Source organism: Pseudomonas brassicacearum (assembly GCF_009601685.2).
GTDB lineage: Bacteria > Pseudomonadota > Gammaproteobacteria > Pseudomonadales > Pseudomonadaceae > Aquipseudomonas > Aquipseudomonas kilonensis_B.
The window spans coordinates 6,028,131-6,053,901 of record NZ_CP045701.2; the positions used below are offsets into that span (position 1 = coordinate 6,028,131).

At 62.2% G+C, this 25,771-nt stretch carries 23 protein-coding genes; 14 read left to right on the plus strand and 9 right to left on the minus strand.

Annotation, left to right across the window (positions count from 1 at the left end; all coding sequences use genetic code 11):
- Window positions 1-88: 88 nt before the first annotated feature.
- From bioD to bioB, 5 genes are all read right to left on the minus strand, one after another.
- The gene (gene bioD, locus GFU70_RS26225) at window positions 89-769 is read right to left on the minus strand and encodes a dethiobiotin synthase (RefSeq protein WP_058543501.1); all 681 of its coding nucleotides are present in this window, start codon (window positions 767-769) and stop codon (window positions 89-91) included.
- Complete coding sequence (gene bioC / locus GFU70_RS26230; protein ID WP_058543502.1) at window positions 766-1,578, minus strand: malonyl-ACP O-methyltransferase BioC; 813 nt, start codon at window positions 1,576-1,578, stop codon at window positions 766-768. Before bioC ends, bioD begins: the two co-directional genes overlap by 4 nt.
- Window positions 1,571-2,302, minus strand: coding sequence for an alpha/beta fold hydrolase (locus GFU70_RS26235; RefSeq protein WP_153389013.1), 732 nt, complete (start codon window positions 2,300-2,302; stop codon window positions 1,571-1,573). Before GFU70_RS26235 ends, bioC begins: the two co-directional genes overlap by 8 nt.
- Window positions 2,295-3,473, minus strand: a complete 1,179-nt coding sequence (gene bioF, locus GFU70_RS26240) for an 8-amino-7-oxononanoate synthase (RefSeq protein WP_064106873.1) — start codon at window positions 3,471-3,473, stop codon at window positions 2,295-2,297. Before bioF ends, GFU70_RS26235 begins: the two co-directional genes overlap by 8 nt.
- Before the next feature lie 162 nt (window positions 3,474-3,635).
- Window positions 3,636-4,691: a biotin synthase BioB gene (gene bioB / locus GFU70_RS26245; protein WP_058543409.1), complete on the minus strand. Its 1,056-nt coding sequence runs from the start codon at window positions 4,689-4,691 to the stop codon at window positions 3,636-3,638.
- A gap of 90 nt (window positions 4,692-4,781) precedes the next feature.
- Here bioB and GFU70_RS26250 point away from each other — a divergent pair, with 90 nt between their 5' ends.
- From GFU70_RS26250 to rarD, 5 genes are all read left to right on the plus strand, one after another.
- Window positions 4,782-5,522 (plus strand): ComF family protein, encoded by a 741-nt coding sequence (locus GFU70_RS26250; protein WP_153389014.1) that lies wholly within the window; start codon window positions 4,782-4,784, stop codon window positions 5,520-5,522.
- Between the two features lie 57 nt (window positions 5,523-5,579).
- Window positions 5,580-6,344 carry a TOBE domain-containing protein gene (locus GFU70_RS26255; protein ID WP_153389015.1) on the plus strand — a complete coding sequence of 255 codons (765 nt, stop codon included), beginning with the start codon at window positions 5,580-5,582 and terminating at the stop codon, window positions 6,342-6,344.
- 67 nt (window positions 6,345-6,411) lie between these two features.
- The gene (locus GFU70_RS26260) at window positions 6,412-8,307 is read left to right on the plus strand and encodes a PhoX family protein (RefSeq protein ID WP_058543406.1); all 1,896 of its coding nucleotides are present in this window, start codon (window positions 6,412-6,414) and stop codon (window positions 8,305-8,307) included.
- A gap of 128 nt (window positions 8,308-8,435) precedes the next feature.
- Window positions 8,436-9,410 carry a serine/threonine protein kinase gene (locus tag GFU70_RS26265; protein ID WP_013694391.1) on the plus strand — a complete coding sequence of 325 codons (975 nt, stop codon included), beginning with the start codon at window positions 8,436-8,438 and terminating at the stop codon, window positions 9,408-9,410.
- A gap of 139 nt (window positions 9,411-9,549) precedes the next feature.
- Entirely contained in the window at window positions 9,550-10,437 is an 888-nt protein-coding gene (rarD, locus tag GFU70_RS26270; RefSeq protein ID WP_058543405.1) for an EamA family transporter RarD, read from the plus strand.
- A gap of 217 nt (window positions 10,438-10,654) precedes the next feature.
- Here the strand turns inward: rarD and GFU70_RS26275 are convergent, their stop codons facing one another.
- A complete protein-coding gene (locus tag GFU70_RS26275; protein ID WP_058543404.1) occupies window positions 10,655-11,173 on the minus strand; it encodes a glycine cleavage system protein R in 519 nt (172 codons plus the stop codon).
- A gap of 571 nt (window positions 11,174-11,744) precedes the next feature.
- Between GFU70_RS26275 and GFU70_RS26280 the strand changes: the two genes are divergently transcribed.
- On the plus strand, window positions 11,745-13,922 hold the full coding sequence (locus GFU70_RS26280) for a malate synthase G (protein WP_058543403.1): 2,178 nt from the start codon (window positions 11,745-11,747) through the stop codon (window positions 13,920-13,922).
- Between the two features lie 242 nt (window positions 13,923-14,164).
- Here GFU70_RS26280 and GFU70_RS26285 read toward each other — a convergent pair whose 3' ends face one another.
- Entirely contained in the window at window positions 14,165-14,611 is a 447-nt protein-coding gene (locus GFU70_RS26285) for a response regulator (protein WP_058543402.1), read from the minus strand.
- Window positions 14,612-14,868: 257 nt separating this feature from the next.
- On the opposite strand from GFU70_RS26285, the gene GFU70_RS26290 reads away from it, so the two are divergent.
- The 8 genes from GFU70_RS26290 to GFU70_RS26320 all read left to right on the plus strand — a co-directional run bounded on the left by GFU70_RS26290 (window position 14,869) and on the right by GFU70_RS26320 (window position 24,149).
- Window positions 14,869-16,803, plus strand: coding sequence for a putative nucleotidyltransferase substrate binding domain-containing protein (locus tag GFU70_RS26290; protein WP_302850196.1), 1,935 nt, complete (start codon window positions 14,869-14,871; stop codon window positions 16,801-16,803).
- The gene (locus GFU70_RS26295; RefSeq protein ID WP_153389016.1) at window positions 16,800-17,507 is read left to right on the plus strand and encodes a PolC-type DNA polymerase III; all 708 of its coding nucleotides are present in this window, start codon (window positions 16,800-16,802) and stop codon (window positions 17,505-17,507) included. Before GFU70_RS26290 ends, GFU70_RS26295 begins: the two co-directional genes overlap by 4 nt.
- Window positions 17,508-17,749: 242 nt before the next feature.
- Window positions 17,750-18,274 carry an RNA polymerase sigma factor gene (locus GFU70_RS26300; RefSeq protein ID WP_058543399.1) on the plus strand — a complete coding sequence of 175 codons (525 nt, stop codon included), beginning with the start codon at window positions 17,750-17,752 and terminating at the stop codon, window positions 18,272-18,274.
- Window positions 18,271-19,245, plus strand: coding sequence for a FecR domain-containing protein (locus tag GFU70_RS26305; protein WP_153389017.1), 975 nt, complete (start codon window positions 18,271-18,273; stop codon window positions 19,243-19,245). The genes GFU70_RS26300 and GFU70_RS26305 overlap by 4 nt, the downstream gene beginning before the upstream one ends.
- Before the next feature lie 233 nt (window positions 19,246-19,478).
- A complete protein-coding gene (locus tag GFU70_RS26310; protein WP_153389018.1) occupies window positions 19,479-21,917 on the plus strand; it encodes a TonB-dependent siderophore receptor in 2,439 nt (812 codons plus the stop codon).
- A 207-nt stretch (window positions 21,918-22,124) separates the two neighbouring features.
- Window positions 22,125-23,255, plus strand: a complete 1,131-nt coding sequence (locus GFU70_RS26315; RefSeq protein WP_153389019.1) for a PepSY-associated TM helix domain-containing protein — start codon at window positions 22,125-22,127, stop codon at window positions 23,253-23,255.
- Window positions 23,252-23,431 (plus strand): hypothetical protein, encoded by a 180-nt coding sequence (locus GFU70_RS28855; protein ID WP_058543395.1) that lies wholly within the window; start codon window positions 23,252-23,254, stop codon window positions 23,429-23,431. Before GFU70_RS26315 ends, GFU70_RS28855 begins: the two co-directional genes overlap by 4 nt.
- A gap of 88 nt (window positions 23,432-23,519) precedes the next feature.
- The gene (locus GFU70_RS26320) at window positions 23,520-24,149 is read left to right on the plus strand and encodes a glutathione S-transferase (RefSeq protein ID WP_153389020.1); all 630 of its coding nucleotides are present in this window, start codon (window positions 23,520-23,522) and stop codon (window positions 24,147-24,149) included.
- Here GFU70_RS26320 and GFU70_RS26325 read toward each other — a convergent pair.
- Both GFU70_RS26325 and creD read right to left on the minus strand, forming a co-directional pair.
- A complete protein-coding gene (locus GFU70_RS26325; RefSeq protein WP_058543393.1) occupies window positions 24,146-24,376 on the minus strand; it encodes a hypothetical protein in 231 nt (76 codons plus the stop codon). The two genes, GFU70_RS26320 and GFU70_RS26325, sit on opposite strands and share 4 nt — an antisense overlap.
- Complete coding sequence (gene creD, locus GFU70_RS26330; RefSeq protein ID WP_153389021.1) at window positions 24,373-25,746, minus strand: cell envelope integrity protein CreD; 1,374 nt, start codon at window positions 25,744-25,746, stop codon at window positions 24,373-24,375. The genes GFU70_RS26325 and creD overlap by 4 nt, the downstream gene beginning before the upstream one ends.
- Window positions 25,747-25,771: the final 25 nt, after the last annotated feature.

A 25,771-nucleotide genomic window follows, 5' to 3' on the forward strand; every position in this document is an offset into this window, starting at 1 on the left:
GCCATTGAATCAGAACCCCGAGGAAAAGACCCGACAAAAACACTAATGGCACAGTGCCTTGCCATAGTAAAAACCTTCCCTTGGATGATTAATCCAGTAGATCCAGGTGCAGATGCTCAGCCACGATATCGGCAGTGATGCCTTTGACCCTAGGCACGCGCCCCAGGCACGGCGCAGGGAGGCGTTCGGCCAGGGTGGCGAGATTTTCTTCCAGGCGCGAGGTCTTGGGATCGATGATATTCGCCACCCAGCCGGCCAGTTGCAGGCCGTCCCGGGCGATGGCCTCGGCGGTCAGCAGCGCATGGCTGATGCACCCCAGGCGCACGCCCACCACCAGGATCACCGGCAGGCCCAGGGCAATTGCCAGGTCCGAGAGATTGTCCTGATCGGCCAACGGCACGCGCCAACCGCCCGCGCCCTCTATCAAGGTGAAATCGGCCTTCAGGGCCAGCAACTCACGCATCGGTCCCAGCAAGGATTGCACCGTCAGCGCCACGCCGGCCTCCCGGGCGGCCAGATGCGGCGCTATTGCCGGTTCGAACGCCACCGGATTGACCTGTGCATAAGTCAGCGGTATCGAGCATTCGGCCAGCAAGGCCAAGGCATCGGCGTTGCGCAGCCCCTTGGGCGTTACGTCGCAACCCGAGGCCACGGGTTTTCCGGCAGCCGTGCTCATGCCAGCCTGCCGCGCAGCATGCAGCAGACCCGCCGCGACGGTGGTCTTGCCCACGTCGGTGTCAGTGCCGGTAATGAAATAGGCCTGGCTCATAGCGGTTTCTCCAAAACGGCGTAGACCACCTGGTAAGTCGCCGGCAGCCCCTGCACCTGACGAAACTGCTCATAGGCTTCGACCAGCGCCAGGATTCGCGCCCTGCCGGTCAAGCCGCCGGGACGGCCGGGGTTCAGATTGTGGGCGCCCAAGGCTTTCAATTCGTGAGTCAGGCTGCGCACGTCGGGGTAATGCAACACATGGGGACGGTTTTCAAGACTGACGACATTCAGCCCGCTGTCCGCGCAAAGGTGTTGATATGTCTCGAACGCCCGGAAACGGTTGACGTGCACCAAGCCATCCACCTGACGCCAACTGTCACGCAATTCGTACAGAGTGCCCACGCAGAGGCTGGTAAAGGCAAACACCCCACCCGGTTTCAACACACGATGGGCCTCGCTCAGCACCGAGGCAAAATCCGCACACCACTGCACTGCCAGGCTGGAAAATACCAGGTCGCAGCTCGCCGCTTGCAAAGGCAACCGCTCCGCGTCGCCAGCAACAAAATGCGCGGCGCCACCTTGGGGACGAGCATGGTTGAGCATGCCTTCGGCAATGTCCAATGCCAGGCCGGAGGTCACGCCAAAACGCACGCCCAGGGCCCGGGTGAAATAGCCGGTGCCGCACCCCAGGTCCAGCCAACGCGGCGGGATGAACGAAGTCGGCAAGCGCCCGAGCAACTGTTGGCCCACGTCACGCTGCAGTTCGGCCACGCTGTCATAGCTGGTTGCCGCCCGGGAAAACGAAGCCGCCACCTGGCGCTTGTCGGGCAAGGCACCGGGCAATTTGGGAAGAGACAGATCAGTCATCGCCGGACTCATGCAAAAAAGCCTGGATCGCCCCCGCTACACCGTGCGGGTCCTCCAGAAGGAATCCGTGGCCGGCCTGTTCGATCAGACCGATTTCAACATCCGGCAGCAAAACCAGCAATTGAGTCGCGGCCTCAGCCGGCACCAGGGCATCGAGCCCGGCAAACAGATGCAGTTGCGGGCCACGAAAGCTTTGCAATGCGGCGCGCGTGTCCAATTGCGCCAGCAGTTCGAGCCCGGCCATCAAGACCTCGGGCGACGTACTCGGCGCCCCGGCCAATAACAACCGCGACAACCCGCGTGGATCGCTGCCGCCCTGGGCGCACAGCAAACTGAAGCGCTTGAGGGTCTGGCGAGGGTCGGCCGCACAGCTGGCGAGAAAGCCATCGAAGGTCTGGCCGTCCATCGCGCTCGGCCACTGTTCATGGGCGACAAACGACGGATTGCTCGCCAGGGTCAACAGGCCGCAGCAGCGCTCACCCCGACGCGCCGCCAACGCCGAGGCCAACATGCCGCCCAGGGACCAACCGCCCAACCAAGCGTCCTGGGGCACGGTGGCGTCCAATTCTTCGAGCCATTCACCCGGATCGTTCGAGACCAACGCCGGCAACGGTTCGATTTCCACTCGCAGGTGTTCGTCGAGCCCTTGCAACGCCGCCGCCAGCGGCTCCAGCGGTGAAACGCCCAAGCCCCAGCCCGGCAACAATATCAGTCGATCACGCATCGCTTGGCTCCGGTCCCAACAGGGCAAAACACTCGGCCAGTGCATTCAACAATAGCTGCACCTGGGCCTCGCTGTGGGCGGCGGTCAGGGTCACGCGCAAACGGGCGCTGCCGGCCGGCACGGTGGGCGGGCGGATCGCCGTGACCATCAACCCGCGCTCACGCAGCATCTGCGACAGGCGCATGGCCCGCCCCGCATCGCCAATCAGGATCGGCTGGATCGGCGTGAAGCTGTCCATCAAGTGCAGGCCGATCTGCTCGGCGCCCTGGCGGAACTGGCGGATCAGCAGCTGCAAATGCTCACGCCGCCAATGCTCGCTGCGCAGCAGTTCAAGGCTCTTGAGCGTGGCACAGGCCAGGGCCGGCGGTTGGCTGGTGGTGTAGATGTAGGGGCGAGCGAACTGGATCAGGCTCTCGATCAACTCTTCACTGCCGGCGACAAAAGCCCCGGCGGTACCAAAGGCCTTGCCCAGGGTGCCCACCAACACCGGCACGTCATCCTGGCTCAAGCCAAAATGCTCGACGATACCGCCGCCATGAGCCCCCAATGGACCGAAGCCGTGGGCATCGTCGACCATCAGCCAGGCGCCCTTGGCCTTGGCTTCACGGGCCAGGGCGGGCAGGTCGGCAATGTCGCCGTCCATGCTGAAGACGCCGTCGGTGACCACCAGGGTATTGCCGGTGGCTTTCTCCAGGCGGCTGGCCAGGCTCTGGGCATCGTTGTGCAGGTAACGGTTGAAACGCGCACCGGACAACAGCCCGGCGTCGAGCAGCGACGCATGATTGAGGCGGTCTTCCAGCACCGTGTCGCCCTGCCCCACCAGCGCGGTGACCGCGCCGAGGTTGGCCATGTAACCGGTGGTGAACAGCAACGCCCGCGGGCGGCCGGTCAGGTCAGCCAAGGCTTCTTCCAGGGCGTGATGAGGGCTGCTGTGGCCGATCACCAAATGAGAGGCGCCACCACCGACACCCCAACGCAGCGCCCCGGCGCGCCAAGCTTCGATCACTTGCGGGTGATTGGCCAAGCCCAGGTAATCGTTGTTGCAGAACGCCAGCAACGGCTGGCCGTCCACCACCACTTCCGGGCCCTGCGGGCTTTCGAGCAGCGGGCGCTGGCGATAGAGGTTGTCGGCACGACGGGCAGCCAGGCGTGCGGCGAGATCGAAGGGCATGCAGGCCTCAACTGTTTAAAGATTGGCCAAAGCCCCTTGCGGGAGCGAGCTTGCTCGCGATGAGGCCATTACATTCAACATTTCTGTCGGCTGTTATACCGCCATCGCGAGCAAGCTCGCTCCCACAGGGTCTTGCATTCCAATCCGGGAATCGGTGAGTGGTCAAACAGCGGCGTTATAGAACTGCTCGCTGCTCTTTTGCTCCACCAGCGCCTGTTCAATCGCTGCCTGGTGCACTTCGTCGGCATGTTCTTCGCGGGCTTCGGGCTGGATGCCCAGGCGTGCGAACAACTGCATGTCCTTGTCAGCTTGCGGGTTGGCGGTGGTCAACAGCTTGTCGCCATAGAAAATCGAGTTCGCACCGGCCAGGAACGCCAAGGACTGCATCTGCTCGTTCATCGCTTCACGGCCAGCGGACAGGCGCACGTGGGACTGGGGCATCATGATTCGCGCCACGGCGAGCATGCGGATGAAGTCGAATGGATCGACGTCCTCGGCATTCTCCAGCGGCGTGCCGACGACTTTGACCAGCATGTTGATCGGCACCGATTCCGGGTGTTCCGGCAGGTTCGCCAGTTGGATCAGCAGGTTGGCGCGGTCGTCCAGGGATTCGCCCATGCCGAGGATGCCGCCGGAGCAGATCTTCATCCCCGAATCACGCACATAGGCCAGGGTTTGCAGGCGCTCGCTGTAGGTGCGCGTGGTGATGATGCTGCCGTAGAACTCCGGCGAGGTGTCGAGGTTGTGGTTGTAGTAATCCAGGCCGGCCTGGGCCAGCGCTTCGGTCTGTTCCTGGTCGAGGCGGCCCAGGGTCATGCAGGTTTCCAGGCCCATGGCCTTCACGCCTTTGACCATTTCCAGCACATAAGGCATGTCCTTGGCCGACGGGTGCTTCCAGGCCGCGCCCATGCAGAAACGGGTCGAACCGATGGCCTTGGCGCGCGCGGCCTCTTCGAGGACCTTCTGCACTTCGAGCAATTTCTCTTTATCCAGGCCGGTGTTGTAGTGACCGGACTGCGGACAATATTTGCAATCTTCCGGGCATGCGCCGGTCTTGATCGACAGCAGCGTGGAAACCTGGACGCGGTTGGCGTCGAAGTGCGCGCGGTGCACGGTCTGCGCCTGGAACAGCAAGTCATTGAATGGCTGGACGAAGAGTGCTTTGACTTCGGCCAAAGACCAGTCATGACGCAGGTTGGCAGTGGTGCTGGCGCTCATGGGCAATTCCTTGATTATGCTTGGCTGGCCCCTGGAGGATGGAATACCCACAGGGGCGACACGGATGTTCGGCATATTTAAGGAAGAGTCATGCGCTGTCAACCACGATACAAAGGACCGGTTTACATCTGGTTAAAAAACAAACAATTCTGTTTGCTGTGTGGCGAAAGCACCGATACGCCGCAGCCCATCTGCACGCCCTGTGAAAGCGAGCTGCCCTGGCTCGGCGATCAATGCAGCGTCTGCGCCCTGCCGCTGCCCATGGCCGGACTGCGTTGCGGACAATGCGCCTCACAGCCGCCGGCCTTCGAGCGGGTCCTGGCGCCCTGGGCCTACGATTTCCCGGTGGACAGCCTGATCACCCGTTTCAAGCATCAAGCGAAATGGCCCCTGGGTCGGCTGTTAGGCGAATTGCTGGCGCAGTCGCTGCAGCATCACTTCGACGAAGGGCTGGAACGGCCCGACGCACTGGTACCGGTGCCACTGGCGACCCGGCGTTTGCGCCAGCGCGGTTTCAACCAGGCGGCGCTGCTGGCCCGCTGGCTCAGTGGGCCGTTGGCGATCCCTTGCGAAGAACACCTGCTGCGACGCACCCAGGACACGCCCGCACAACAGGCACTCGATGCCAGGGCCCGACGGCGAAACCTGCGTCAGGCCTTTGCCCTGGCACCCCAGACTGCGTTGCGCAACCGTCACCTGGCGTTGGTCGACGACGTGCTCACCACGGGGGCCACCGCCCAGGCACTGGCCGCCCTGCTGCTCGATGCCGGCGCTGCGCGGGTCGATGTGTACTGCCTGGCCCGCACGCCGAAACCCGGTGACATGGCTTGACGCGCCGCGCCCGAGGCGCCAACGTCCATTCATCGACCTTTACAGCAGTTTTCCGTCATGTCCTTGCCCACGCTTTTGACCCAGCACATCGTTCGACGCCCGCAACGCATCGCCCTGTTGCAGCACATCGCCGAACAAGGCTCGATCACCCGCGCCGCCAAGAGCGCGGGCCTGAGCTACAAAGCGGCGTGGGACGCCATCGATGAATTGAACAACCTGGCGGACCAGCCGTTGGTGGAGCGCAGTGTCGGCGGCAAGGGCGGTGGCGGCGCCAAGCTGTCGGAGGAAGGCCAACGCGTACTGCGCCTGTATCTGCGCCTGCAAGCACTGCAGGCGCAACTGCTGGAAGCGAGCGAGGATGCCGGCGACCTGGGCCTGCTCAGTCGCCTGATGCTGCGCACCAGCGCCCGCAATCAATTGCACGGCAAGGTCCTGGGTATCGAGGCCCAGGGGCACAACGACCGGGTATGCCTGGAGCTGGCCCGGGGCCTGGTCATCGAAGCCCAGATCACCCACGACAGTACGCTGCGCCTGGAGCTGGATGTTGGCACCAACGTGGTGGCGCTGATCAAGGCCGGCTGGCTGCAATTGCACCCCGTCGAACAAGCGGAGAAAACGGGAGTGAATACGCTGCGCGGCGTGATCGAGCATATCGCCGCCGCCGAAGACGGCCCCAGTGAGGTGCGCATCGGCCTGCCCAACGGCCAGACGCTGTGCGCCCTGGCCGACGCGCTTGAGCTACAAAAGCAGCATCTGGAAGGCGGCTCACCGGTGCAAGTGACATTTTCAGCGACAAATGTGCTGCTCGGCACACCGCTGTAGCGCGCTGCAACAATAGTTTCATCGACCCGCTTTAAGGTGACTGCCAAAACCAGCAGGGAGCCTGATGATGAGCCTATTAGAAGAAAACCAATCCACCGACCTGGAAAAGATCGTCGGCCTGAGCCGTCGCAGCTTCATCAGCGCCGGCGCCCTGTGCGGCGCGGCGATGTTCCTGGGCGGCAACCTGCTGAGCCGCAGCGTGCTGGCCGCCGCCGTGAGCGAAGGCAACAGCCGGCTGCTGGGCTTCAACAGCATCGCCGCCGCCACGGCCGACACCATCACGTTGCCGCCAGACTATAAAGCCTCGGTGCTGATCAGCTGGGGCCAGCCGCTGCACAAAAATGCACCGGCCTTCGACCCCAGCGGCAACGGCACCGCCCGCGCACAGGAAATGCAGTTCGGCGACAACAACGACGGCATGAGCCTGTTCCCGTTCCCCGACGACAAGAACCGGGCGCTGATGGCGATCAACAACGAGTACACCAACTACCAATACCTGTTCCCTCACGGCGGCCAGCCGCAGTCGGCCGAGGACGTGCGCAAGGCCCAGGCCAGCGAAGGGGTGTCGGTGATCGAGATTCAGCGTCGTCGCGGCCAGTGGCAGTTTGTCCAGGAGTCGCGCTACAACCGCAGAATCCACGGCAACACGCCGATTCGCCTGCGTGGCCCAGCCGCCGGGCACGACCTGCTGAAAACCAGTGCTGACAAGAGTGGCAAGAAAGTGCTGGGGACTTTCCAGAACTGCGCCAACGGCATGACGCCTTGGGGTACTTACCTGACCTGTGAAGAAAACTTCACTGACTGCTTCGGCAGCAGCAAGTCAGACCTGCAGTTCGACGCTGCACAGAAGCGCTATGGCGCCACTGTCACCAGCAGTGAAATCAACTGGCACTTGCACGACCCGCGCTTTGACCTGGCGAAAAACCCCAACGAACTCAATCGCCACGGCTGGGTGGTGGAAATAGACCCGTTCGATCCGCAATCCACTCCGGTAAAACGCACCGCCCTGGGCCGCTTCAAACACGAAAACGCCGCCCTGGCGCAGACTAATGACGGTCGCGCCGTGGTGTACATGGGCGATGACGAACGTGGCGAGTTCATTTACAAGTTCGTCAGCCGCGACCGTATCAATCACCGCAATGCCAAGGCCAATCGTAACCTGCTGGACCATGGCACCTTGTACGTAGCGCGGTTCGATGCCGGCGACGGCAATCCTGACCATCCCAAAGGCAAAGGCCAGTGGATCGAGCTGACCCATGGCAAGAACGGCCTCGACGCCAGCAGTGGTTTCGCCGACCAGGCCGAAGTGCTCATCCATGCGCGCCTGGCCGCCAGTGCCGTTGGCGCCACCCGCATGGACCGCCCGGAGTGGATCGTGGTCAGCCCCAAGGATGGCCAGGTCTATTGCACCCTGACCAACAACTCCAAGCGCGGCGACGCCGGCCAACCGGTGGACGGGCCGAACCCTCGGGCCAAGAACGTCTACGGGCAGATCCTGCGCTGGAAAACCGACCGCGACGATCACGCCTCCAAGACCTTCGCCTGGGACCTGTTCGTGGTCGCCGGCAACCCGACGGTACACGCCGGCACGCCGAAAGCCGGTTCGTCCAACATCAACCCGCAGAACATGTTCAACAGCCCTGATGGCCTGGGCTTCGACAAAGCCGGCCGGCTCTGGATTCTCACCGACGGCGACTCCAGCAACGCCGGGGACTTCGCAGGCATGGGCAACAACCAGATGCTCTGCGCCGACCCCAACAGCGGTGAAATCCGCCGTTTCATGGTCGGGCCGGTGGGCTGCGAAGTGACCGGAATCAGCTTCTCGCCGGACTACAAGGCTATGTTCGTCGGGATCCAGCATCCCAGCGGCGGCTCGACCTTCCCAGAGCACCTGCCCAACGGCAAGCCGCGGTCTTCGGTGATGGTGATTACCCGGGAAGATGGCGGGGTGATCGGGGCCTGACACTTTGTGGCGAGGGAGCTTGCTCCCTCGCCACGAAGATCGATGCAAGTCTCACCGATCAATCCCGACTGCTTTGCGCTACCATGCTGGGCCGGACGCGGCAGCCCTGCCGCTGCGCAGGAGTCAGCATGTCCCATCCGTTTGAAACCCTCACGCCCGACCTGGTGCTCGATGCCGTTGAAAGCATTGGCTTTCTCAGCGACGCCCGCGTGTTGGCCCTCAACAGCTACGAGAATCGCGTCTACCAGGTGGGCATCGAAGACGCCGAGCCGCTGATCGCCAAGTTCTATCGCCCTCAGCGCTGGACCAACGAAGCGATCCTGGAAGAGCACAGCTTTACCTTCGAACTGGCCGAATACGAAGTGCCCGTGGTCGCACCGCTGATCCACAACGGCACCAGCCTGCACGAACATGCCGGGTTTCGTTTCACCCTGTTTCCCCGTCGTGGCGGCCGTGCACCGGAGCCGGGCAACCTCGATCAGCTCTATCGCCTGGGACAACTGCTCGGACGCCTGCACGCGGTCGGGGCGACCCGTCCGTTCGAACACCGTGAAGCCCTGGGCGTAAAGAACTTCGGCCACGATTCGCTGGCCACCGTGCTGGCAAGCGGCTTTGTACCCCGCAGCCTGCTGCCGGCCTACGAGTCGGTCGCCCGGGACCTGCTCAAGCGCGTCGAAGAGGTCTACGCTGCCACGCCCCACCAGAACATCCGCATGCACGGCGATTGCCACCCGGGCAACATGATGTGCCGCGACGAGGTGTTCCACATCGTCGACCTGGACGACTGTCGCATGGGCCCAGCGGTGCAGGACTTGTGGATGATGCTCGCCGGCGATCGCCAGGAATGCCTAGGGCAATTGTCGGAATTGATGGACGGCTACCGTGAGTTCCACGACTTCGACCCGCGTGAACTGGCGCTGATCGAGCCGCTGCGGGCCCTGCGCCTGATGCACTACAGCGCCTGGCTGGCGCGACGCTGGGACGACCCGGCGTTCCCACGCAGCTTCCCGTGGTTCGGCAGCGAACGCTACTGGGGCGACCAGGTATTGGCGTTGCGCGAACAACTGGCGGCGCTCAATGAAGAGCCGTTGAAGTTGTTCTGACTGGGACTGGCTCCAACAGCCACCGCAGGCCCGCTCCCACAAAGGGATTTGCTGTGAAACGCTCACAAAGGTTCACAGCACAACCAGACAAATCTCCTTACAATCATCCCTTTGTTAGCTGCCTAAGCAAGGATTCTGCATGCAAGCCGCCAACCCGCGTCGCGGGTACATCCTGGGCCTGAGTGCCTATATCATCTGGGGTCTGTTCCCGATCTACTTCAAAGCCATCGCCAGCGTGCCATCGGTGGAGATCATCATCCACCGGGTGCTGTGGTCGGCCTTGTTCGGCGCGGCGTTGCTGATGGTCTGGAAACACCCGGGCTGGTGGCGCGAGTTGCGGGACAATCCACAGCGCCTGGCAATCCTGGCCCTGAGCGGGACGCTAATCGCGGCCAACTGGCTGACATACGTCTGGGCAGTGAACAACGGCCGCATGCTCGAAGCCAGCCTGGGTTACTACATCAACCCGCTGGTGAACGTATTGCTGGGCATGTTGCTGTTGGGTGAGCGCCTGCGCCGCATGCAATGGCTGGCGGTGGGGTTGGCGGCGGTCGGCGTGGCCCAGCAGGTCTGGCAAGTGGGCAGCCTGCCTTGGGTGTCGCTGGTGCTGGCGCTGACCTTCGGTTTCTATGGGTTGATCCGCAAGCAGGCGCCGGTCAAGGCATTGCCGGGGCTGGTGGTGGAAACCTGGATGCTGGTGCCGATCGCCATCGCCTGGTTGCTGTTCAATCCCACGGCCACCAGTGCCCAGGCGGCATTCTGGACCACCTCCGAAGCCTGGTGGCTGGTGGCGGCCGGCCCCGTGACGTTGGTGCCGTTAGTGTGTTTCAACGCCGCAACACGGCATTTGCCCTACACCACCATCGGTTTTCTCCAGTACATCGCGCCGACGCTGGTGCTGCTGCTCGCCGTGATGCTGTTCGGTGAGCACCTGTCGTCCAGCACACTGGTGGCGTTCCTGTTCATCTGGGCCGGGCTGGCGGTGTACAGCGTCGATGCCGTGATCAGCATGCGCCGACGCAGCTGATCAAAAAACGCACAAATCTCTACAGGCCACGTCTGGCGTGGCCTGCGCTTATCCTTCCCAAGGTTATCCACAGCGTGATCCCCGCCGTTTGTGCACAAGCCCTTGAAAACTGGTGTTTTTTTGATCATTGACCGCTGAGCCCCGGCGGGCCTGGGCTGGCGCCGGGTCTCTACAGGTTATCCACAGGCAGGCGCAGTTTTTCCTTGGATAACCTTCGTCACGCTTCGTCGCTGAGCTTGAGCTCCACCATCAACTCATCGGCCAGGGTCTCCAGGCGTTCCTGCAACGTCTCCAGCGACAGGGTCAACGGCACCCCCAGGATCGCTTCGGCGTGGAACAACAGTTCGCTGCTCATCGGCGCCGGTCGCACATCGGTCACCAAGCGCTCGACGTTCACTCCCTGCTCACTCAACAACCGCGTGATGTCCCGCACGATGCCGGGACGATCATTGCCCACCAGTTCCATGGCGATGGGTTTCCAGGTGCAGGACTCTTCAACGGCGCTTTCAGCGATCAACACGCGGATGCCGTGAGTCGATAGCCCCTGCAAGGCTTCGATCAGTTCCTCATGGGCCTCGGCCGGGGCGCTGAGGCGCAGGATCCCGGCAAACTGCCCGGCCAGGTGCGACATGCGGCTTTCCAGCCAGTTACCGCCGTGTTCGGCGATGCAATCGGCAATGCGCTCGACCTGCCCGGGCTTGTCCGGGGCGAAAACAGTGATGACGAGGTGGTCCATGGCGCAGTCCTCTTGTTGGGGAAGGGACAGTATAGGCAAGGCTGAAGCTCAACACGGTCGCGCTTTCGTGATGAGGGAGCTTGCTCCCGCTGGACTGTGTAGGAACTGTGGAGCTGTCGAGTACAACGAGGCTGCGATCTTGCCCCTGTCAATTGAGTCTAAAGCGAAAGGTCAAAAGATCGCAGCCTTCGGCAGCTCCTACAAGGGAGTCTCTGCAGCGATATGTGTACGAACTACAGATTTATCTGGAACAATCCATCAGTTTTTTGAGAACATCCCGTGTCCCGACGTGACCGTAACACTTTAGTCGGTCGCGGAACGACGCAATTAGTCTAATTTTCACAACCGCAATTGATCATGTAGTATGCCGCAGCGAGCACTACATAGCGTTGTACCGATGTCTGCTTAAGGCGCAGTCGCATCCCTGAAAAGCCCCGTCAGCAAGGCTTACCACCCAGCCGCCAGCGATGGCATGTACTGGTTCCGGGGTTTGTGGTTTAAATGTCCCGAGGCTTCATTGTCAAAATCGAAGAGCTGAAAAGCGAAATAGCTGAGCAGAGTGAGGCAAGCAATGACTGAACACGTTCAAGTCGGTGGCCTGCAGGTCGCCAAAGTCCTGTTCGACTTCGTGAATAACGAAGCCATTCCCGGAACCGGCCTCACCGCCGACGCGTTCTGGGCCGGTGCCGACAAGGTCATTCACGACCTGGCGCCGAAGAACAAAGCCCTACTCGCCAAACGCGATGATCTCCAGGCGCGGATCGACGCCTGGCACCAGGCCCGTGCCGGCCAGGCCCACGACGCCGTGGCTTACAAAGCCTTCCTGCAAGACATTGGATACCTGCTGCCAGAAGCGGCGGATTTCCAGGCTACGACCCAAAACGTCGATGACGAAATCGCCCGCATGGCCGGCCCGCAGCTGGTGGTGCCGGTGATGAACGCCCGCTTCGCCCTCAACGCATCGAACGCCCGCTGGGGTTCGCTGTATGACGCGCTGTACGGCACCGATGCCATCAGCGAAGCCGATGGCGCGGAAAAGGGCAAAGGCTACAACAAGGTGCGCGGCGACAAGGTCATCGCCTTCGCGCGCGCCTTTCTCGACGAAGCCGCGCCCCTGGCGGCCGGCTCCCATGTCGACTCCACCGCTTACAAGATCGTCGACGGCAAACTGGTGGTCACCCTCAAGGGCGGCAGCAACAGCGGCCTGCGTGACGATGCCCAGTTGGTCGGCTTCCAGGGCGATGCCTCGGCACCGACCACCGTGCTGTTGAAACACAACGGCCTGCATTTCGAAATCCAGATCGATGCCAGCACCCCGGTCGGCCAGACCGACGCGGCCGGCGTCAAAGACATCCTGATGGAAGCCGCGCTGACCACCATCATGGATTGCGAAGACTCGGTCGCCGCCGTCGATGCCGATGACAAAGTGGTGATCTACCGCAACTGGCTCGGCCTGATGAAAGGCGACCTGGCTGAAGAAGTCGCCAAAGGCGGCCAGACGTTTACCCGCACCATGAACCCCGACCGTGTCTACACCGCCGTCGACGGTTCGAGCGTGACCCTGCACGGCCGCTCGCTGTTGTTCGTGCGTAACGTCGGCCACTTGATGACCATCGATGCGATCCTGGACAAGCATGGCAACGAAGTGCCCGAAGGCATTCTCGACGGCCTGATCACCAGCCTGGCAGCGATCCACAGCCTCAATGGCAACACCAGCCGCCGCAACAGCCGCACCGGTTCGGTGTATATCGTCAAGCCGAAGATGCACGGCCCGGAAGAAGCCGCGTTCACCAACGAGCTGTTCGGTCGCGTCGAGGACGTGCTGAACCTGCCGCGCAACACCCTCAAGGTCGGGATCATGGACGAGGAGCGCCGTACCACGGTCAACCTCAAGGCCTGCATCAAGGCTGCCAGCGAGCGCGTGGTGTTCATCAACACCGGCTTCCTCGACCGCACGGGCGATGAAATCCACACCTCCATGGAAGCCGGCCCGATGGTGCGTAAAGCTGACATGAAGGCTGAGAAGTGGATCGGTGCGTACGAGAACTGGAACGTCGATATCGGCTTGAGCACTGGCTTGCAAGGCCGTGCGCAAATCGGCAAGGGCATGTGGGCCATGCCGGACCTGATGGCCGCGATGCTCGAACAGAAAATCGCCCATCCAATGGCCGGTGCCAACACTGCATGGGTGCCATCGCCGACCGCCGCTGCCCTGCACGCGCTGCATTACCACAAGGTCGACGTGTTCGCCCGCCAGGCCGAACTGGCCAAGCGCACGCGTGCATCGGTGGACGACATCCTGACCATCCCGCTGGCCGTCAACCCGAACTGGACACCGGAGCAGATCAAGAACGAACTGGACAACAATGCCCAGGGCATCCTTGGCTACGTGGTGCGCTGGATCGACCAGGGCGTGGGCTGCTCCAAGGTGCCGGACATCAACGACATCGGCCTGATGGAAGACCGTGCGACGCTGCGTATCTCCAGCCAGCACATCGCCAACTGGCTGCGCCACGGCATCGTCACCCAAGACCAGGTAATGGAAAGCCTCAAGCGCATGGCGCCGGTGGTGGACCGCCAGAACGCCAGCGACCCGCTATACCGTCCGCTGGCACCGGACTTCGACCGCAACATCGCCTTCCAGGCAGCGGTCGAGCTGGTGATCGAAGGCACAAAGCAGCCTAACGGCTACACCGAGCCGGTACTGCACCGTCGTCGTCGCGAGTTCAAGGCAGCCAATGGGTTGTGATTGAGCGGTAGACGCGGCACAAAAAAAAGCCCTGATCGAAAGATCAGGGCTTTTTCATTTGCAACACCTGACTGCCTTTGTGGCGAGGGAGCTTGCTCCCGCTCGGTTGCGCAGCGACTGCAATACAGGTCAATGAGATTCCCAGGTCTGGAAAAGGGTCTGCTTCGCAGCCCAGCGGGAGCAAGCTCCCTCGCCACAAAAGCGATCTCGCCATGGTTTCGTTCCTGGAGGAAGACGATGGACTAGAGATCCATCCCCAACTCACGCTTGACCAACCCCAGCAGCTTGTCGGTATCGATCGGCTTGAGCAAAAAGTCCACCACGCGCAGGTGCATGGCTTCGATGGCGTCCTTCACGTCAGCATCGCCCGACACGATGATGATCGGCAACTCCGCCCGCTCGGACTCGCGCACCAGGCGAACCAGTTCCAGGCCATCGACATTGCCCATGCGCAGGTCGGTGATCAACAGGCCGATCGATGGCCTGGTCTCCAGCATCTTGAGTGCCGTTTCGCCACTGGCGGCGGTCATGCAGTGAATGCCATCCAACGCCAGGATCTCCGACAGCAGCTCACGAGCGTCCTTGTCGTCATCGACGATCAAGACGCGCTGCGGCGGCAGGTCAGGTTCCAGCATGACGGCACTCAGCGCCTCGCGCTCGGCGTCACTCAAAATATCGTGGTCGGACATGGTGCTCTCTACGTTCTTTAAATCGATCCCCTGGCACAGTGGTCAGACATCGTTCTGCGTCGCTTCAATGTGCACTTCGTCGGATTTTTTTCCAAGTACATTCAACGAGGATTTTTCCGGCGCCTGGCGTAGGATTTTTCCGTAAGCCGACCCCTGCTCAGCGACCTAGACTTACGTCCAATGGGCACCCCGCGCTGAGGGGCCGACCATGGAACAGATCCGACCACAACAATTCAAAAAAAGACTGCGCAATGGTTATGAAAAAAGCGGACGCCTTCACCCAGGCAGGGAAAACCGCGGTGTTGCAGAACATCCAGGGGACGCTGCAGTTTCTCCAGCGCTTCCCCCCGTTCAACCAGATGGAAAATGCCCACCTGGCCTATCTGGTGGAGCAATGCCTGCTGCGTTTTTACGCGCCGGGCGAAACCATCATCAAACCGGCCGACGGCCCGGTGGAACACTTTTACATCGTCAAGCAAGGCCGGGTGATAGGCGAACGTCCGCATTCGGCCAAGGGTGGCACCGAAACCACCTTCGAAATCACCACCGGCGAATGCTTCCCCCTCGCCGCGCTGCTGGGCGAACGGGCCACGCGCACCGAACACCGGGCCGGCGAGGACACGTTCTGCCTGCAACTGAACAAGCAGGCCTTCATCAAGCTGTTCGCCCTGTCCGGCCCGTTTCGCGACTTCGCCCTGCGTGGGGTCAGCAGCCTGCTCGACCAAGTCAACCAACAGGTCCAGCAAAAGTCCGCACAAACCCTGGGTACCCAGTACTCCCTCAACACGCGGCTGGGTGAACTGGCGATGCGCCATCCGGTCAGTTGCAGCCCGGACACGCCGCTGCGCGAAGCCGTGAAGCTGATGCACGACCAGCAAGTGGGCAGCATCGTGGTGGTGAATGAACAGAAAGCCCCGGTGGGGATCTTCACCTTGCGCGACCTGCGGCACGTGGTGGCGGATGGGGCCGGGGATTTTTCCCAGGCCATTGTCGGACACATGACCCAGGCACCGTTTTTTCTCTCGCCGGACCACAGCGCCTTCGATGCGGCCATCGCCATGACCGAACGGCACATCGCCCATGTCTGCCTGGTCAAGGACCATCGCCTGTGTGGCGTGGTGTCGGAGCGCGATCTGTTTTCCCTGCAGCGCGTCGACCTGGTGCACCTGGCCCGGACCATTCGCAACGCGCCCAGGGTGGAAAACCTCGTGGCCCTGCGTGGCGAGATCGGCCAACTGGTGGAGCGCATGCTGGCCCACGGTGCGTCGTCGACCCAGATCACCCATATCATCACCCTGCTCAACGATCACACCGTGTGCCGCGTCATCGAACTGACCCTGGCCGAGAAAGGCGACCCGGGGGTGCCGTTCAGTTGGCTGTGTTTCGGCAGTGAAGGCCGGCGCGAGCAAACCCTGCACACCGATCAGGACAACGGCATTTTGTTCGAAGCCCGGGACGCCGCCCATGCCGCACAGATTCGTGGCTTGCTGCTGCCCATCGCCCAGCAGATCAACCAGAGCCTGGCCCTGTGCGGCTTCACGTTGTGCAAGGGCAACATCATGGCCGGCAACCCCGAGTTGTGCCTGTCCCGCGCTGAATGGGCCCGGCGCTTTTCGGCATTCATTCGCGAAGCGACCCCGGAAAACCTGCTGGGCTCGAGCATCTATTTCGACCTGCGGGTGGTCTGGGGCGATGAGCAAGGCTGCGAACAGTTGCGCCGGCAGATCCTCGATCAAGTGGCCGACAATCGTTTGTTCCAGCGCCTGATGGCCGAAAACGCCCTGCGCCACCGCCCGCCCGTGGGGCGCTTCAGGGATTTCGTACTGAGCCGCAAGAATGGCGAAAAGGCCACCCTCGACCTGAAAGTGCAAGGCCTGACGCCCTTCGTCGACGGCGCCCGCCTGCTGGCGCTGGCCAACGGCATCGAAGCCAACAATACCCTGGAGCGCTTGCGGCAATTGGTCGACAAGCAAGTGATCGAACCGCTCGATGGCGCGGCCTATGAAGAGGCCTATCACTTCATCCAGCAGACCCGCATGCAGCAGCACCAACTGCAAACCCGCGAGAACCTGCCCTACTCCAACCGCGTCGACCCCGACAGCCTCAACCATCTGGACCGGCGCATCCTGCGCGAGTCCCTGCGCCAGGCCCAACGCCTGCAAAGCAGCCTGACGCTGAGGTACCAGTTGTGAGCATTTTTTCCTGGTTGCGCCCAGCCCAGCCCATGTTGTCCGAAGACATGCAAAGGCGCCTGGAATGCCTGCCGACGGCTTCAGCCTTGGGTGAATGCGACCTGCGCGAACAACGCTGGGTCGTGCTGGACCTGGAGACCACCGGGTTGAACCTGAACAAAGACCAGGTGCTGTCCATCGGCGCGGTGGTCATCGAAGATGGCGCCATCGACTTCAGCCAACAGTTCGAACGAACCTTGCAATGCGATAAGCAGAAACTCGGGCCGAGTGTGTTGATCCATGGCCTGGCGCCCAGCGCCATTGCCGCCGGCAGCGACCCGGCCGAGGCGCTGCTGGCGTTCATGGAGTTCGTGGGCGACAGTCCGCTGCTGGCTTTTCACGCGCCGTTCGATTCCCACATGCTCGGGCGGGCCTTGAAAGACTACCTGGGCTATCGCCTGCAGCATTCGTTCCTCGACGTGGCTGACCTGGCACCGATGCTTTGCCCACAAGCCCATCTGCGCAAGTCAGGCCTGGATGAGTGGATTGACTGGTTCAAGCTGCAAGTCTTCGATCGCCACAACGCCAGTGCCGATGCCCTGGCCACGGCGGAACTGGCGCTGATCCTGTTCAGCCGCGCCCGCCAGCAACGGCTCCACAGCCCACTTGAGCTGCAACAACGCCTGAGCCAGTGGAAACGGCGGCAACAGGCGCCTTCGCTCTAAATCCCCTGCTCCAAGGGTGGTCACCTGTGGGAGCAAGGCTTGCCCGCGATGGCATCGCCGGGTTTGACAGGCAAATCGAGTCGCCTGCATCGCGGGCAAGCCTTGCTCCCACAGACCTCTTTGGCCCACAGACTTATGTGGCCCCACAAAATCGGGTCCCGACCAGCGCCAATTGCTTTCCCTCCCCACCCTCTGCCACAATCGCGAACAATTCTCGTTACTTAAAACATCGGTGATGCTTCGTGTCGTCAGTTCCTAGTGCCCGGTCTCACAGTGATTTGGTTGGTGCGTTGTACCGTGACCATCGCGCTTGGCTATTGGCATGGCTGCGACGCAACGTGGCGTGTGCGCACCGGGCCGAGGACCTGAGCCAGGACACCTTCGTGCGCTTGCTGGGTCGTGAGGAGCTGAAGGCGCCCCGCGAGCCGCGGGCGTTTCTGGTGGCCATCGCCAAGGGCCTGTTGTTCGATTATTTCCGTCGAGCGGCCCTGGAGCAGGCCTACCTCACCGAACTGATGCTGATCCCCGAGGCCGAGCAGCCCTCGGTGGAAGAACAGCAAATCATCCTCGAAGACCTCAAGGCCATTGACCGCCTGCTCGGCAAACTGTCGAGCAAGGCCCGCGCAGCCTTCCTCTATAACCGCCTCGACGGCCTCGGCCACGCCGAAATTGCCGAGCGCCTGGGGGTTTCGGTGCCACGTGTACGGCAGTATCTGGCCCAAGGCATCCGCCAGTGCTACATCGCACTTTATGGTGAACCGACATGAGCCAGGCCCATGCCAAACCGGTCTCGGCCAGCGTGCTGGATGCCGCCATTGCCTGGCAGTTGTCCCTGGACTCGAGCAGCGCCCAGGAACGTGAAGCCTTCGCCCGCTGGCATGCCGCCGACGAAGAACACGCCCGGGCCTGGCGGCAGTTGGGCATGCTTGACCAGCGCTTCAGTGTGGCCACCGGGCCGGCGCGCGCCGCGTTGCTGCAATCGCGGGTGAGCATTCGCCGCCGGATACGCAAGATCGGCAGCGGCCTGGCCTGTGTTGTCGCGGTCATCGGCCTGGCCTTGTTTGCCGGCGATCGTTACCTGCCGCTGGATTACTGGCTGGCCGATCAGCGCACCGCGACAGGCGAACAGCGCACCCTGCGCCTGGCCGATGGCACGCTGATCAACCTCAACACCCACAGTGCCCTGGATGTGCGTTTCGATGACAAGCAGCGACGCATCGTCCTGCAGGAAGGCGAGATCCTGGTGGAAACCGGTCACAACGACCCTCGCCCATTTATCGTCGAGACCCGCGAAGGCAGCCTGCGCGCCTTGGGCACACGGTTCCTGGTCAAGCGTGAAGACAAAGGCACGCGCCTGAGCGTGTTGAAATCCGCTGTGGCCGCCCATCCACAGGCCACGGACAAGGAACAGATCCTGCGCGAAGGCCAACAAGTGCTGATGCGCCGCGACGGCCTCGGCCCGACCCTTGCCTTGAAGCCCGGCGCCGATGCCTGGACCCGCGGCATGCTGGTGGTGGACAACGCGCGCCTTGAAGACCTGGTCCACGAACTGGGACGTTACCGGCGAGGCTACTTGGGGGTCGCGCCGCAAGTGGCAGACCTGCGCATCACCGGCAGTTTCCCGCTGCACGACACTGACCTGGCCTTGACCGCCCTGCTGCCGACCTTGCCGGTGCAGGTCGAGCATCACACGCGATGGTGGGTAGTGGTGGGGCCGAGCATGGCGCCGAAACCCTGATGTGAACGGCACGCCGTTGTAGGGGCTGCCGAAGGCTGCGATCTTTTGATTCTGATCTTTCGCTTGAGACTCAATGTCTGGAGAAAGATCGCAGCCTCGCTTCGCTCGGCAGCTCCTACAGAAGGGTTTTCCGCTTTATCTGAATCTAAATTATTTTCATCCAGCCCTATCACTTTTCGATTTTCATCCGGCACCCAGGCAATTGAGAAATATTTTCATTCAGGAGCCGCCGTATGTCCCGCCCGCTAGACACCCTGTTGCGCCCCAGCCTGTTGGCCATCGCCATTGCCCTCGCCACTCCCTTAGCCAGCGGCCCGTTGCTGGCCGCCGAACAGGCCTCCAGCGTGCGCACCTACAACCTGCCCGCCGCACCACTGGCTAGCACCTTGAACCAGATCGCCAGCCAGGCCGGCCTCGCCCTGAGCCTGAATCCGTCGCTGGCCTCGGGCAAGACCTCAGCCCCGGTCCAGGGCCAGTTCGACGCCACGGGCGCATTGCGCGAAGCCTTGCGCGGTACCGGCCTGCAACTGGAACAAAGCAGCGCCGGCACCTACAGCCTGGTGGCGGTGCCTGAAGGCGTCATGGCCTTGCCGGAAACCAGTGTGATCGGGTCCGGCCTCAGCGAAACCGCGTGGGGCCCGACCGAGGGCTACGTCGCCACCCGCACCGCCGCCGGCACCAAGACGGATACGCCGATTGTCGAACTGCCGCGTTCAGTCTCCGTGGTCACGCGCCAACAGATGGAAGACCGTTCGGTCCTCAACCTCAATGACGCCCTGCGCTACACCGCTGGCGTGCAGAGCAGCGGCTACGGTTCGGATTCGCGCAACGACTGGCTGCTGGTTCGCGGTTTCATACCGACCCAGTTCCTCGATGGCCTGCCGCTGCCCAAGGGCAACTACATCACGCCAAAAATCGAGCCCTGGAACCTTGAGCGCATCGCCGTGCTGCGTGGCCCGGCCTCCTCGGTCTACGGCCAGACACCACCCGGTGGCATGCTGGACATGGTCAGCCGTCGTCCACAGGCCGAAAGCAGCAATGAGGTCGAGTTGCAGGCCGGCAGCAACGAACACAAGCAGATCAACTTCGACAGCACCGGCAAAGTCGATGACGAAGGCCAGTTCCTCTATCGAGTCAGCGGCACCGTGCGCGACAGCAATGCCCAGGTCGATCACATCCCGGACAAGCGCTACAACCTCGCGCCGAGCCTGACCTGGAACATCAACGACGACACGCGCCTGACCTTCCTGTCCCAGTACACCCGCGACGACACCGGCATCACCGGGCAATTCTTGCCGCTGCAGGGCACCAAGCTGTCCTCGCCAGCGGGCAAGATTTCCCATCACAAGAACCTCGGCGACCCGGACTGGGAATTCTACGACCGTACCTACTACGCACTCGGCTATGCGTTTGAACATCGGCTGAACGACACCTGGCAGTTCCGCCAGAACCTGCGCTACACCAAGAGCGACCTGGAAACCCAAGGCATTTCCGCTGGCGGGCAATTCTGGCCAGCGGGGCCTGAGCAAGCAGTGAGCGCCGATGGCACCGTCAAGCGCAGCGCCAGCGTCATTGACGAAGACATCAGCCAGTTCGCCGTGGACAACAACTTCCAGGCCGACTTCCAGACCGGCGCCCTCAGCCACACCCTGCTGCTGGGCCTGGATCACCAGCGCTCCAACAGCAATTCGCGCTGGGATTGGGGTTCGACTGGCGTGCCGACCAGCAACATCAACAACCCGATCTACGGACAGGATTTCTCCAACGTCCAGTACTTCACCATGTACGACTACAACCAGAAAACCAATCAGACCGGCCTGTATGTCCAGGACCAGATCGCCCTGGACAACTGGCGCCTGACCCTCGGAGGTCGTGAAGACTGGATTCACACCGGCACCGTGTTCCACAACCTGAACAACGTCACCAACACCCAGCGTGACAAGAAATTCAGCGGCAACGCGGCGTTGAGCTACGTCTTCGATAACGGCGTGACGCCCTACATTTCCTTCGCCCAATCGTTCCAGGCGGCGGCAGGTTCAACCGTCAACAGCACCGAAGCATTCAAGCCGACCGAAGGCGAACAGTACGAAGCGGGCATCAAGTACCAGCCACCCGGCACCAAGACCCTGCTGACCGCTGCGGTGTTCGACCTGACCCAGAAAAATAACTCTGTCACCGAAAACAACGTCACCCGCCAGGTGGGTGAAGTCCAGGTGCGTGGCCTGGAACTGGAAGCCTCGGGCGACGTGACCGACAACCTCAAGCTCATCGGCTCCTATACCTACAACGACAGCGAAATCACCAAGGGCACGGCGGCGGAAAAAGGCAAGCGCATGGCCCAGGTGCCGCGCAACCAGGCCACTGCCTGGGCGGATTACACCTGGCATAACGGCCCACTGGACGGCTTCGGCGTCGGCGCCGGTGTGCGTTACGTCGGCGACACCTACGGCAACACCACCAACACCGACTGGGGCCATGTCGGGTCCTACACCGTGTATGACGCCTCGGCCCATTACGACCTGGGTCGTCTGAACCAGACCCTCAAAGGGGTCACGGTGGCGGTGGATGCGAAGAACCTCTTCAACAAGGACTACCTGTCCACTTGCGACGGTTTCTACTGCTACTACGGTGACCAACGCAATGTCGTCGCCAGCGTGAATTACAAATGGTAAACGGTTAGCATTTGCAAAATCTTTGAGGGCACCTGTAACCGAGATCCATCAGTCAGATGAAATCCCTGTGGGAGCGGGCTTGCTCGCGAAGACGGCGTAACAATCAACAATGATGTTGTCTGGCACACCGCTTTCGCGAGCAAGCCCGCTCCCACAGGTTTCTCGGCTGATATCAGGCATCGTGGCCCTCTTGCATTCGGATCGATCATGAAAAGCAAAACCATCCGCCGCTGGTCTTTCGTCCACACCTGGACCAGCCTGATCTGCACGGTGTTCCTGCTGATGCTGGCAATCACCGGGCTACCGTTGATCTTCCACCATGAAATCGAACACCTGTTGGGCGACGCCCCGCAGCTTCGGGAAATGCCGGCCGACACGCGGCCGCTGGACCTGCAACAACTGGTGGAAAAAGCCAAGGCTCACCGCCCGGGTGAAGTGGTCCAGTATTTTGGCTGGGACGATGACGAGCCCAACGGCGTCATCACCATCATGGCGCCGACGCCGGGCACCGAACCCAACTCGTCCCACACCTTCATGCTCGATGGGCGTACCGGCGAGGCCCTGGAAATGCCCTCGGCCAATGGCGGTTTCATGATGGTCATGCTGCGCCTGCACGTGGACATGTTCGCCGGGCTGCCGGGCAAGTTGTTGCTGGCGTTCATGGGCCTGCTGTTCGTGATCGCCATCGTCTCCGGGGTGGTCCTGTACCTGCCGTTCATGCGTCGCTTGAAGTTCGCCACGGTGCGCCAGGACAAATCCACGCGCCTGCGCTGGCTCGACCTGCACAACCTGATCGGCGTGGTCACGCTGGTCTGGGCACTGACCGTGGGCGTCACCGGCGTGATCGCCGCGTGCGCCGACCTGATCATCGCCGCGTGGCGCAACGACAGCCTCAGCGCCATGGTCGAACCCTACCGCAACGCCCCGCCACTGACCCAACTGGCGCCGGCCACCCGGCTGCTGGACATCGCCAAGGACGTCGCTCCGGGCATGGAACCGAGTTTCATTGCCTTCCCCGGCACGTTGTTCTCCAGCGAGCACCACTACAGCGTCTTCATGAAGGGTGACACCCACCTGACCTCGCACCTGCTCACGCCCGTGCTGATCGATGCCACCACCCTGGACGTCACCGCCGTCGCCGAACGGCCGTGGTACATGGACATGATGAGCCTGTCCCTGCCGCTGCACTTCGGCGACTACGGTGGCCGGCCGATGCAGATCTTCTGGGCGACCCTCGATGTACTGACCATCATCGTCCTGGGCAGCGGCGTTTACTTGTGGTTGGTGCGGCGTAAAGCGGCCAGGCGGGCAACCGTTGGTACGGAGGTCGCCTCGTGAGGCCTCGGCAGTCGAGTTTCTGGAAGGTGTTTGGTATTCCCCTGATGATCGGTGCGCTTAGCGCGGCGGGGTTGTTCAGCGCGTTGCTCGGTGACGGAGCCTGGGATGCGGTGAGCTGGGTGGGTTTGGGGGTCCCGACGGTCCTGGGAACGTGGGGATTGATCAAGCGCGGATAACTCCAGACGGACGCTCCCACACTGGAACTCGCCAGCTGCCTTGGAACTGTCTAGGCTAAGCCCCTGGCCGATTATCGAGGATGCCTGCATGTCCAATCCCAGCATGACGCTGTTCCACAACCCCGCTTCGCCCTTCGTTCGCAAAGTCCTGGTGCTGCTGCACGAAACCGGCCAGCAAGACCGCGTGGCGTTGCAGCTCAGCCAGCTCTCGCCGGTCAAGCCAGACCGGGCGCTCATCGATGACAACCCGTTGAGCAAGATCCCGGCCCTGCGCCTGGCCAACGGGACGGTGATCCACGACAGCCGCGTCATCCTCGACTACCTCGATCACCAGCACGTCGGCAACCCGCTGATCCCCCGGGACGGCGCGGCCCGCTGGCGGCGCCTGACCCTGGCCTCCCTGGCCGATGGAATCATGGATGCGGCTGTGATGATCCGCTACGAAACTGCGCTACGTCCTGTGGAAAAACACTGGGACCAATGGCTCGATGCGCAACGGGACAAGATTCGCCGGGCCCTGGGCATGCTCGAAGCCGAAGCGATTGCCGAACTGACCTGCCATTTCGACGTAGCCTCCATCAGCGTGGCCTGCGCCCTGGGCTACCTGGACCTGCGCCATCCGGACCTGGAATGGCGCAAGGCCAACCCGCAATTGGCAGCGTGGTTTGCCGAAGTGAGCTTGCGGCCGTCGATGCTCGAGACAGTGCCCAGGGTCTAGCTTTGCGTTAGCTGTACCGGCCTCATCGCGGGCAAGCCTTGCTCCCACATGGACCACCGCTCAACCTGTGGGAGCAGGTTGGCTCCCACATGGACCCGCTCGACCTGTGGGAGCAAGGCTTGCCCGCGATGGCAGCGCACCGGATCCAAAGGAAACAACCCGGCAATCTGCATCACCAACACCTCCCGCACCCGCTGATCCTCCCGCAACCCCAACGACCGGCTCATTTCACCTCTCCCAGCTCAAAGCTCATCGCCACCGCCGGCTTCGCCCCAACCCCATACCAGTCCAACTTGCGGGTCAGCACCATGAACACGCCCAGCAGGCCGAACAGCAACAGCGAGCCCATCAACAGCGCGTAGTCCTCGGCGCTCAACAGGCCGTAGAGCAAACCGTACAAGCCCGCCAGCCCTGCCGAGAATCCCAGGCCATGGCTGACGCTGCGCAGCACATGGCAGACATAGAAGCCGATCAGCAAGACACAGGCGCTGGCCGACACCAGGTACGCCAGGGTGAAGCCGATGTGCTCCGACAGCGACAACAGCAGCAGATAAAAGAACGCCAGCGCCACACCCACCAGGGCGTACTGGACCGGATGCACCGCCAGGCTCTTGAGCACTTCGAAGAGGAAGAAGCCGGCGAAGGTCAGGGCGACAAACAGCAGCGCATATTTGATCGCCCGGTCGCTCTTGAGGTACTGGTCCACCGGGTCGATGAAGCTCACGCCGAAGGCCCGGCTGCGGAACGCGTCACAACCATCGCTCGGTTCGCAGGCTTGTAGTGTTTCCAGCAGGTTGGTGGAAAAAAACGACGTCTGCCAGTCGGCACTGAAACCCTGTTCATTGATCTCACGCTGGCTGGGCAGGTAGTTGCCGATGAAGCTGGGGTGTGGCCAGTCGGCCGACAGGTGCACCTTGGTGGATTTGCCCACTGGCAGAATCTGGAACTCGCCAGTGCCTTGCAGGCGCAGGTCGAAACCGAAGGTCAGCTCAGGGCTGCCCTGGGCGGTGATCATCGGCAGCGGCACATGCACACCCTGCCCCAGCCAACCGAGCCGCGAGCCTGGCAGGAAGTCGACGGTCTGCTGGTTCAGCGTCAGGGTCAGCGTATTCTCGATGCCGCGAATATCGCTGATACCGACGCTCAGGTACGGTTCATCGAAGCGATAGTCGGCAAAGTCCTTGGCGGCGACACCGTAGCGCTCAGGCACCTTGAAGCGGCCATCGATCCGGTTATCGGCATGGAACAACCGCGCTTCGTAGATGCCCCGGGCACGGGTTTCGGTGCGGACCTGGCCGTCGAGTTCGAATTGCTCCGGCAAAAAATACAACTCGCCGGTTCGCTCGACGGTTTCCAGGAAACGCACACCGGTCTTCTCGTTGGTGTTCCAGACCTTCACGCTCTTGCGAAACGGCACCACGATCATCGGCCCGATCAGTTGCTGGCTGTAGCTGGAGCTGCGGGCGATGTCCTGCAGCACACCGTCGCGCAACTCCTGGCGCTCATCGATGAGGCCGTTGATCATCAACAGCGGGATCATCAGCAAGAGAATCAAGAGGGCGATCATGCCCAGTTTTATGGCGAGGCTGCGGTTCATGTGGGGCTCTCCCTGTTCGAATGCG

Bases quoted from the DNA above. Each gene is read 5' to 3' on its own strand.
- GFU70_RS26285 (WP_058543402.1), bottom strand. From the start codon at position 14,611: ATGTCCGACCACGATATTTTGAGTGACGCCGAGCGCGAGGCGCTGAGT.
- GFU70_RS26275 (WP_058543404.1), bottom strand. From the start codon at position 11,173: ATGGACCACCTCGTCATCACTGTTTTCGCCCCGGACAAGCCCGGGCAG.
- rarD (WP_058543405.1), top strand. From the start codon at position 9,550: ATGCAAGCCGCCAACCCGCGTCGCGGGTACATCCTGGGCCTGAGTGCC.
- GFU70_RS26265 (WP_013694391.1), top strand. From the start codon at position 8,436: ATGTCCCATCCGTTTGAAACCCTCACGCCCGACCTGGTGCTCGATGCC.
- bioC (WP_058543502.1), bottom strand. From the start codon at position 1,578: ATGACTGATCTGTCTCTTCCCAAATTGCCCGGTGCCTTGCCCGACAAG.
- GFU70_RS26260 (WP_058543406.1), top strand. From the start codon at position 6,412: ATGAGCCTATTAGAAGAAAACCAATCCACCGACCTGGAAAAGATCGTC.
- GFU70_RS26305 (WP_153389017.1), top strand. From the start codon at position 18,271: ATGAGCCAGGCCCATGCCAAACCGGTCTCGGCCAGCGTGCTGGATGCC.
- GFU70_RS26325 (WP_058543393.1), bottom strand. From the start codon at position 24,376: ATGAGCCGGTCGTTGGGGTTGCGGGAGGATCAGCGGGTGCGGGAGGTG.
- GFU70_RS26280 (WP_058543403.1), top strand. From the start codon at position 11,745: ATGACTGAACACGTTCAAGTCGGTGGCCTGCAGGTCGCCAAAGTCCTG.
- GFU70_RS26235 (WP_153389013.1), bottom strand. From the start codon at position 2,302: ATGCGTGATCGACTGATATTGTTGCCGGGCTGGGGCTTGGGCGTTTCA.
- GFU70_RS26290 (WP_302850196.1), top strand. From the start codon at position 14,869: ATGAAAAAAGCGGACGCCTTCACCCAGGCAGGGAAAACCGCGGTGTTG.
- bioD (WP_058543501.1), bottom strand. From the start codon at position 769: ATGAGCCAGGCCTATTTCATTACCGGCACTGACACCGACGTGGGCAAG.
- bioF (WP_064106873.1), bottom strand. From the start codon at position 3,473: ATGCCCTTCGATCTCGCCGCACGCCTGGCTGCCCGTCGTGCCGACAAC.
- GFU70_RS26255 (WP_153389015.1), top strand. From the start codon at position 5,580: ATGTCCTTGCCCACGCTTTTGACCCAGCACATCGTTCGACGCCCGCAA.
- bioB (WP_058543409.1), bottom strand. From the start codon at position 4,691: ATGAGCGCCAGCACCACTGCCAACCTGCGTCATGACTGGTCTTTGGCC.
- GFU70_RS26250 (WP_153389014.1), top strand. From the start codon at position 4,782: ATGCGCTGTCAACCACGATACAAAGGACCGGTTTACATCTGGTTAAAA.
- GFU70_RS26310 (WP_153389018.1), top strand. From the start codon at position 19,479: ATGTCCCGCCCGCTAGACACCCTGTTGCGCCCCAGCCTGTTGGCCATC.
- GFU70_RS26315 (WP_153389019.1), top strand. From the start codon at position 22,125: ATGAAAAGCAAAACCATCCGCCGCTGGTCTTTCGTCCACACCTGGACC.
- creD (WP_153389021.1), bottom strand. From the start codon at position 25,746: ATGAACCGCAGCCTCGCCATAAAACTGGGCATGATCGCCCTCTTGATT.
- GFU70_RS26320 (WP_153389020.1), top strand. From the start codon at position 23,520: ATGTCCAATCCCAGCATGACGCTGTTCCACAACCCCGCTTCGCCCTTC.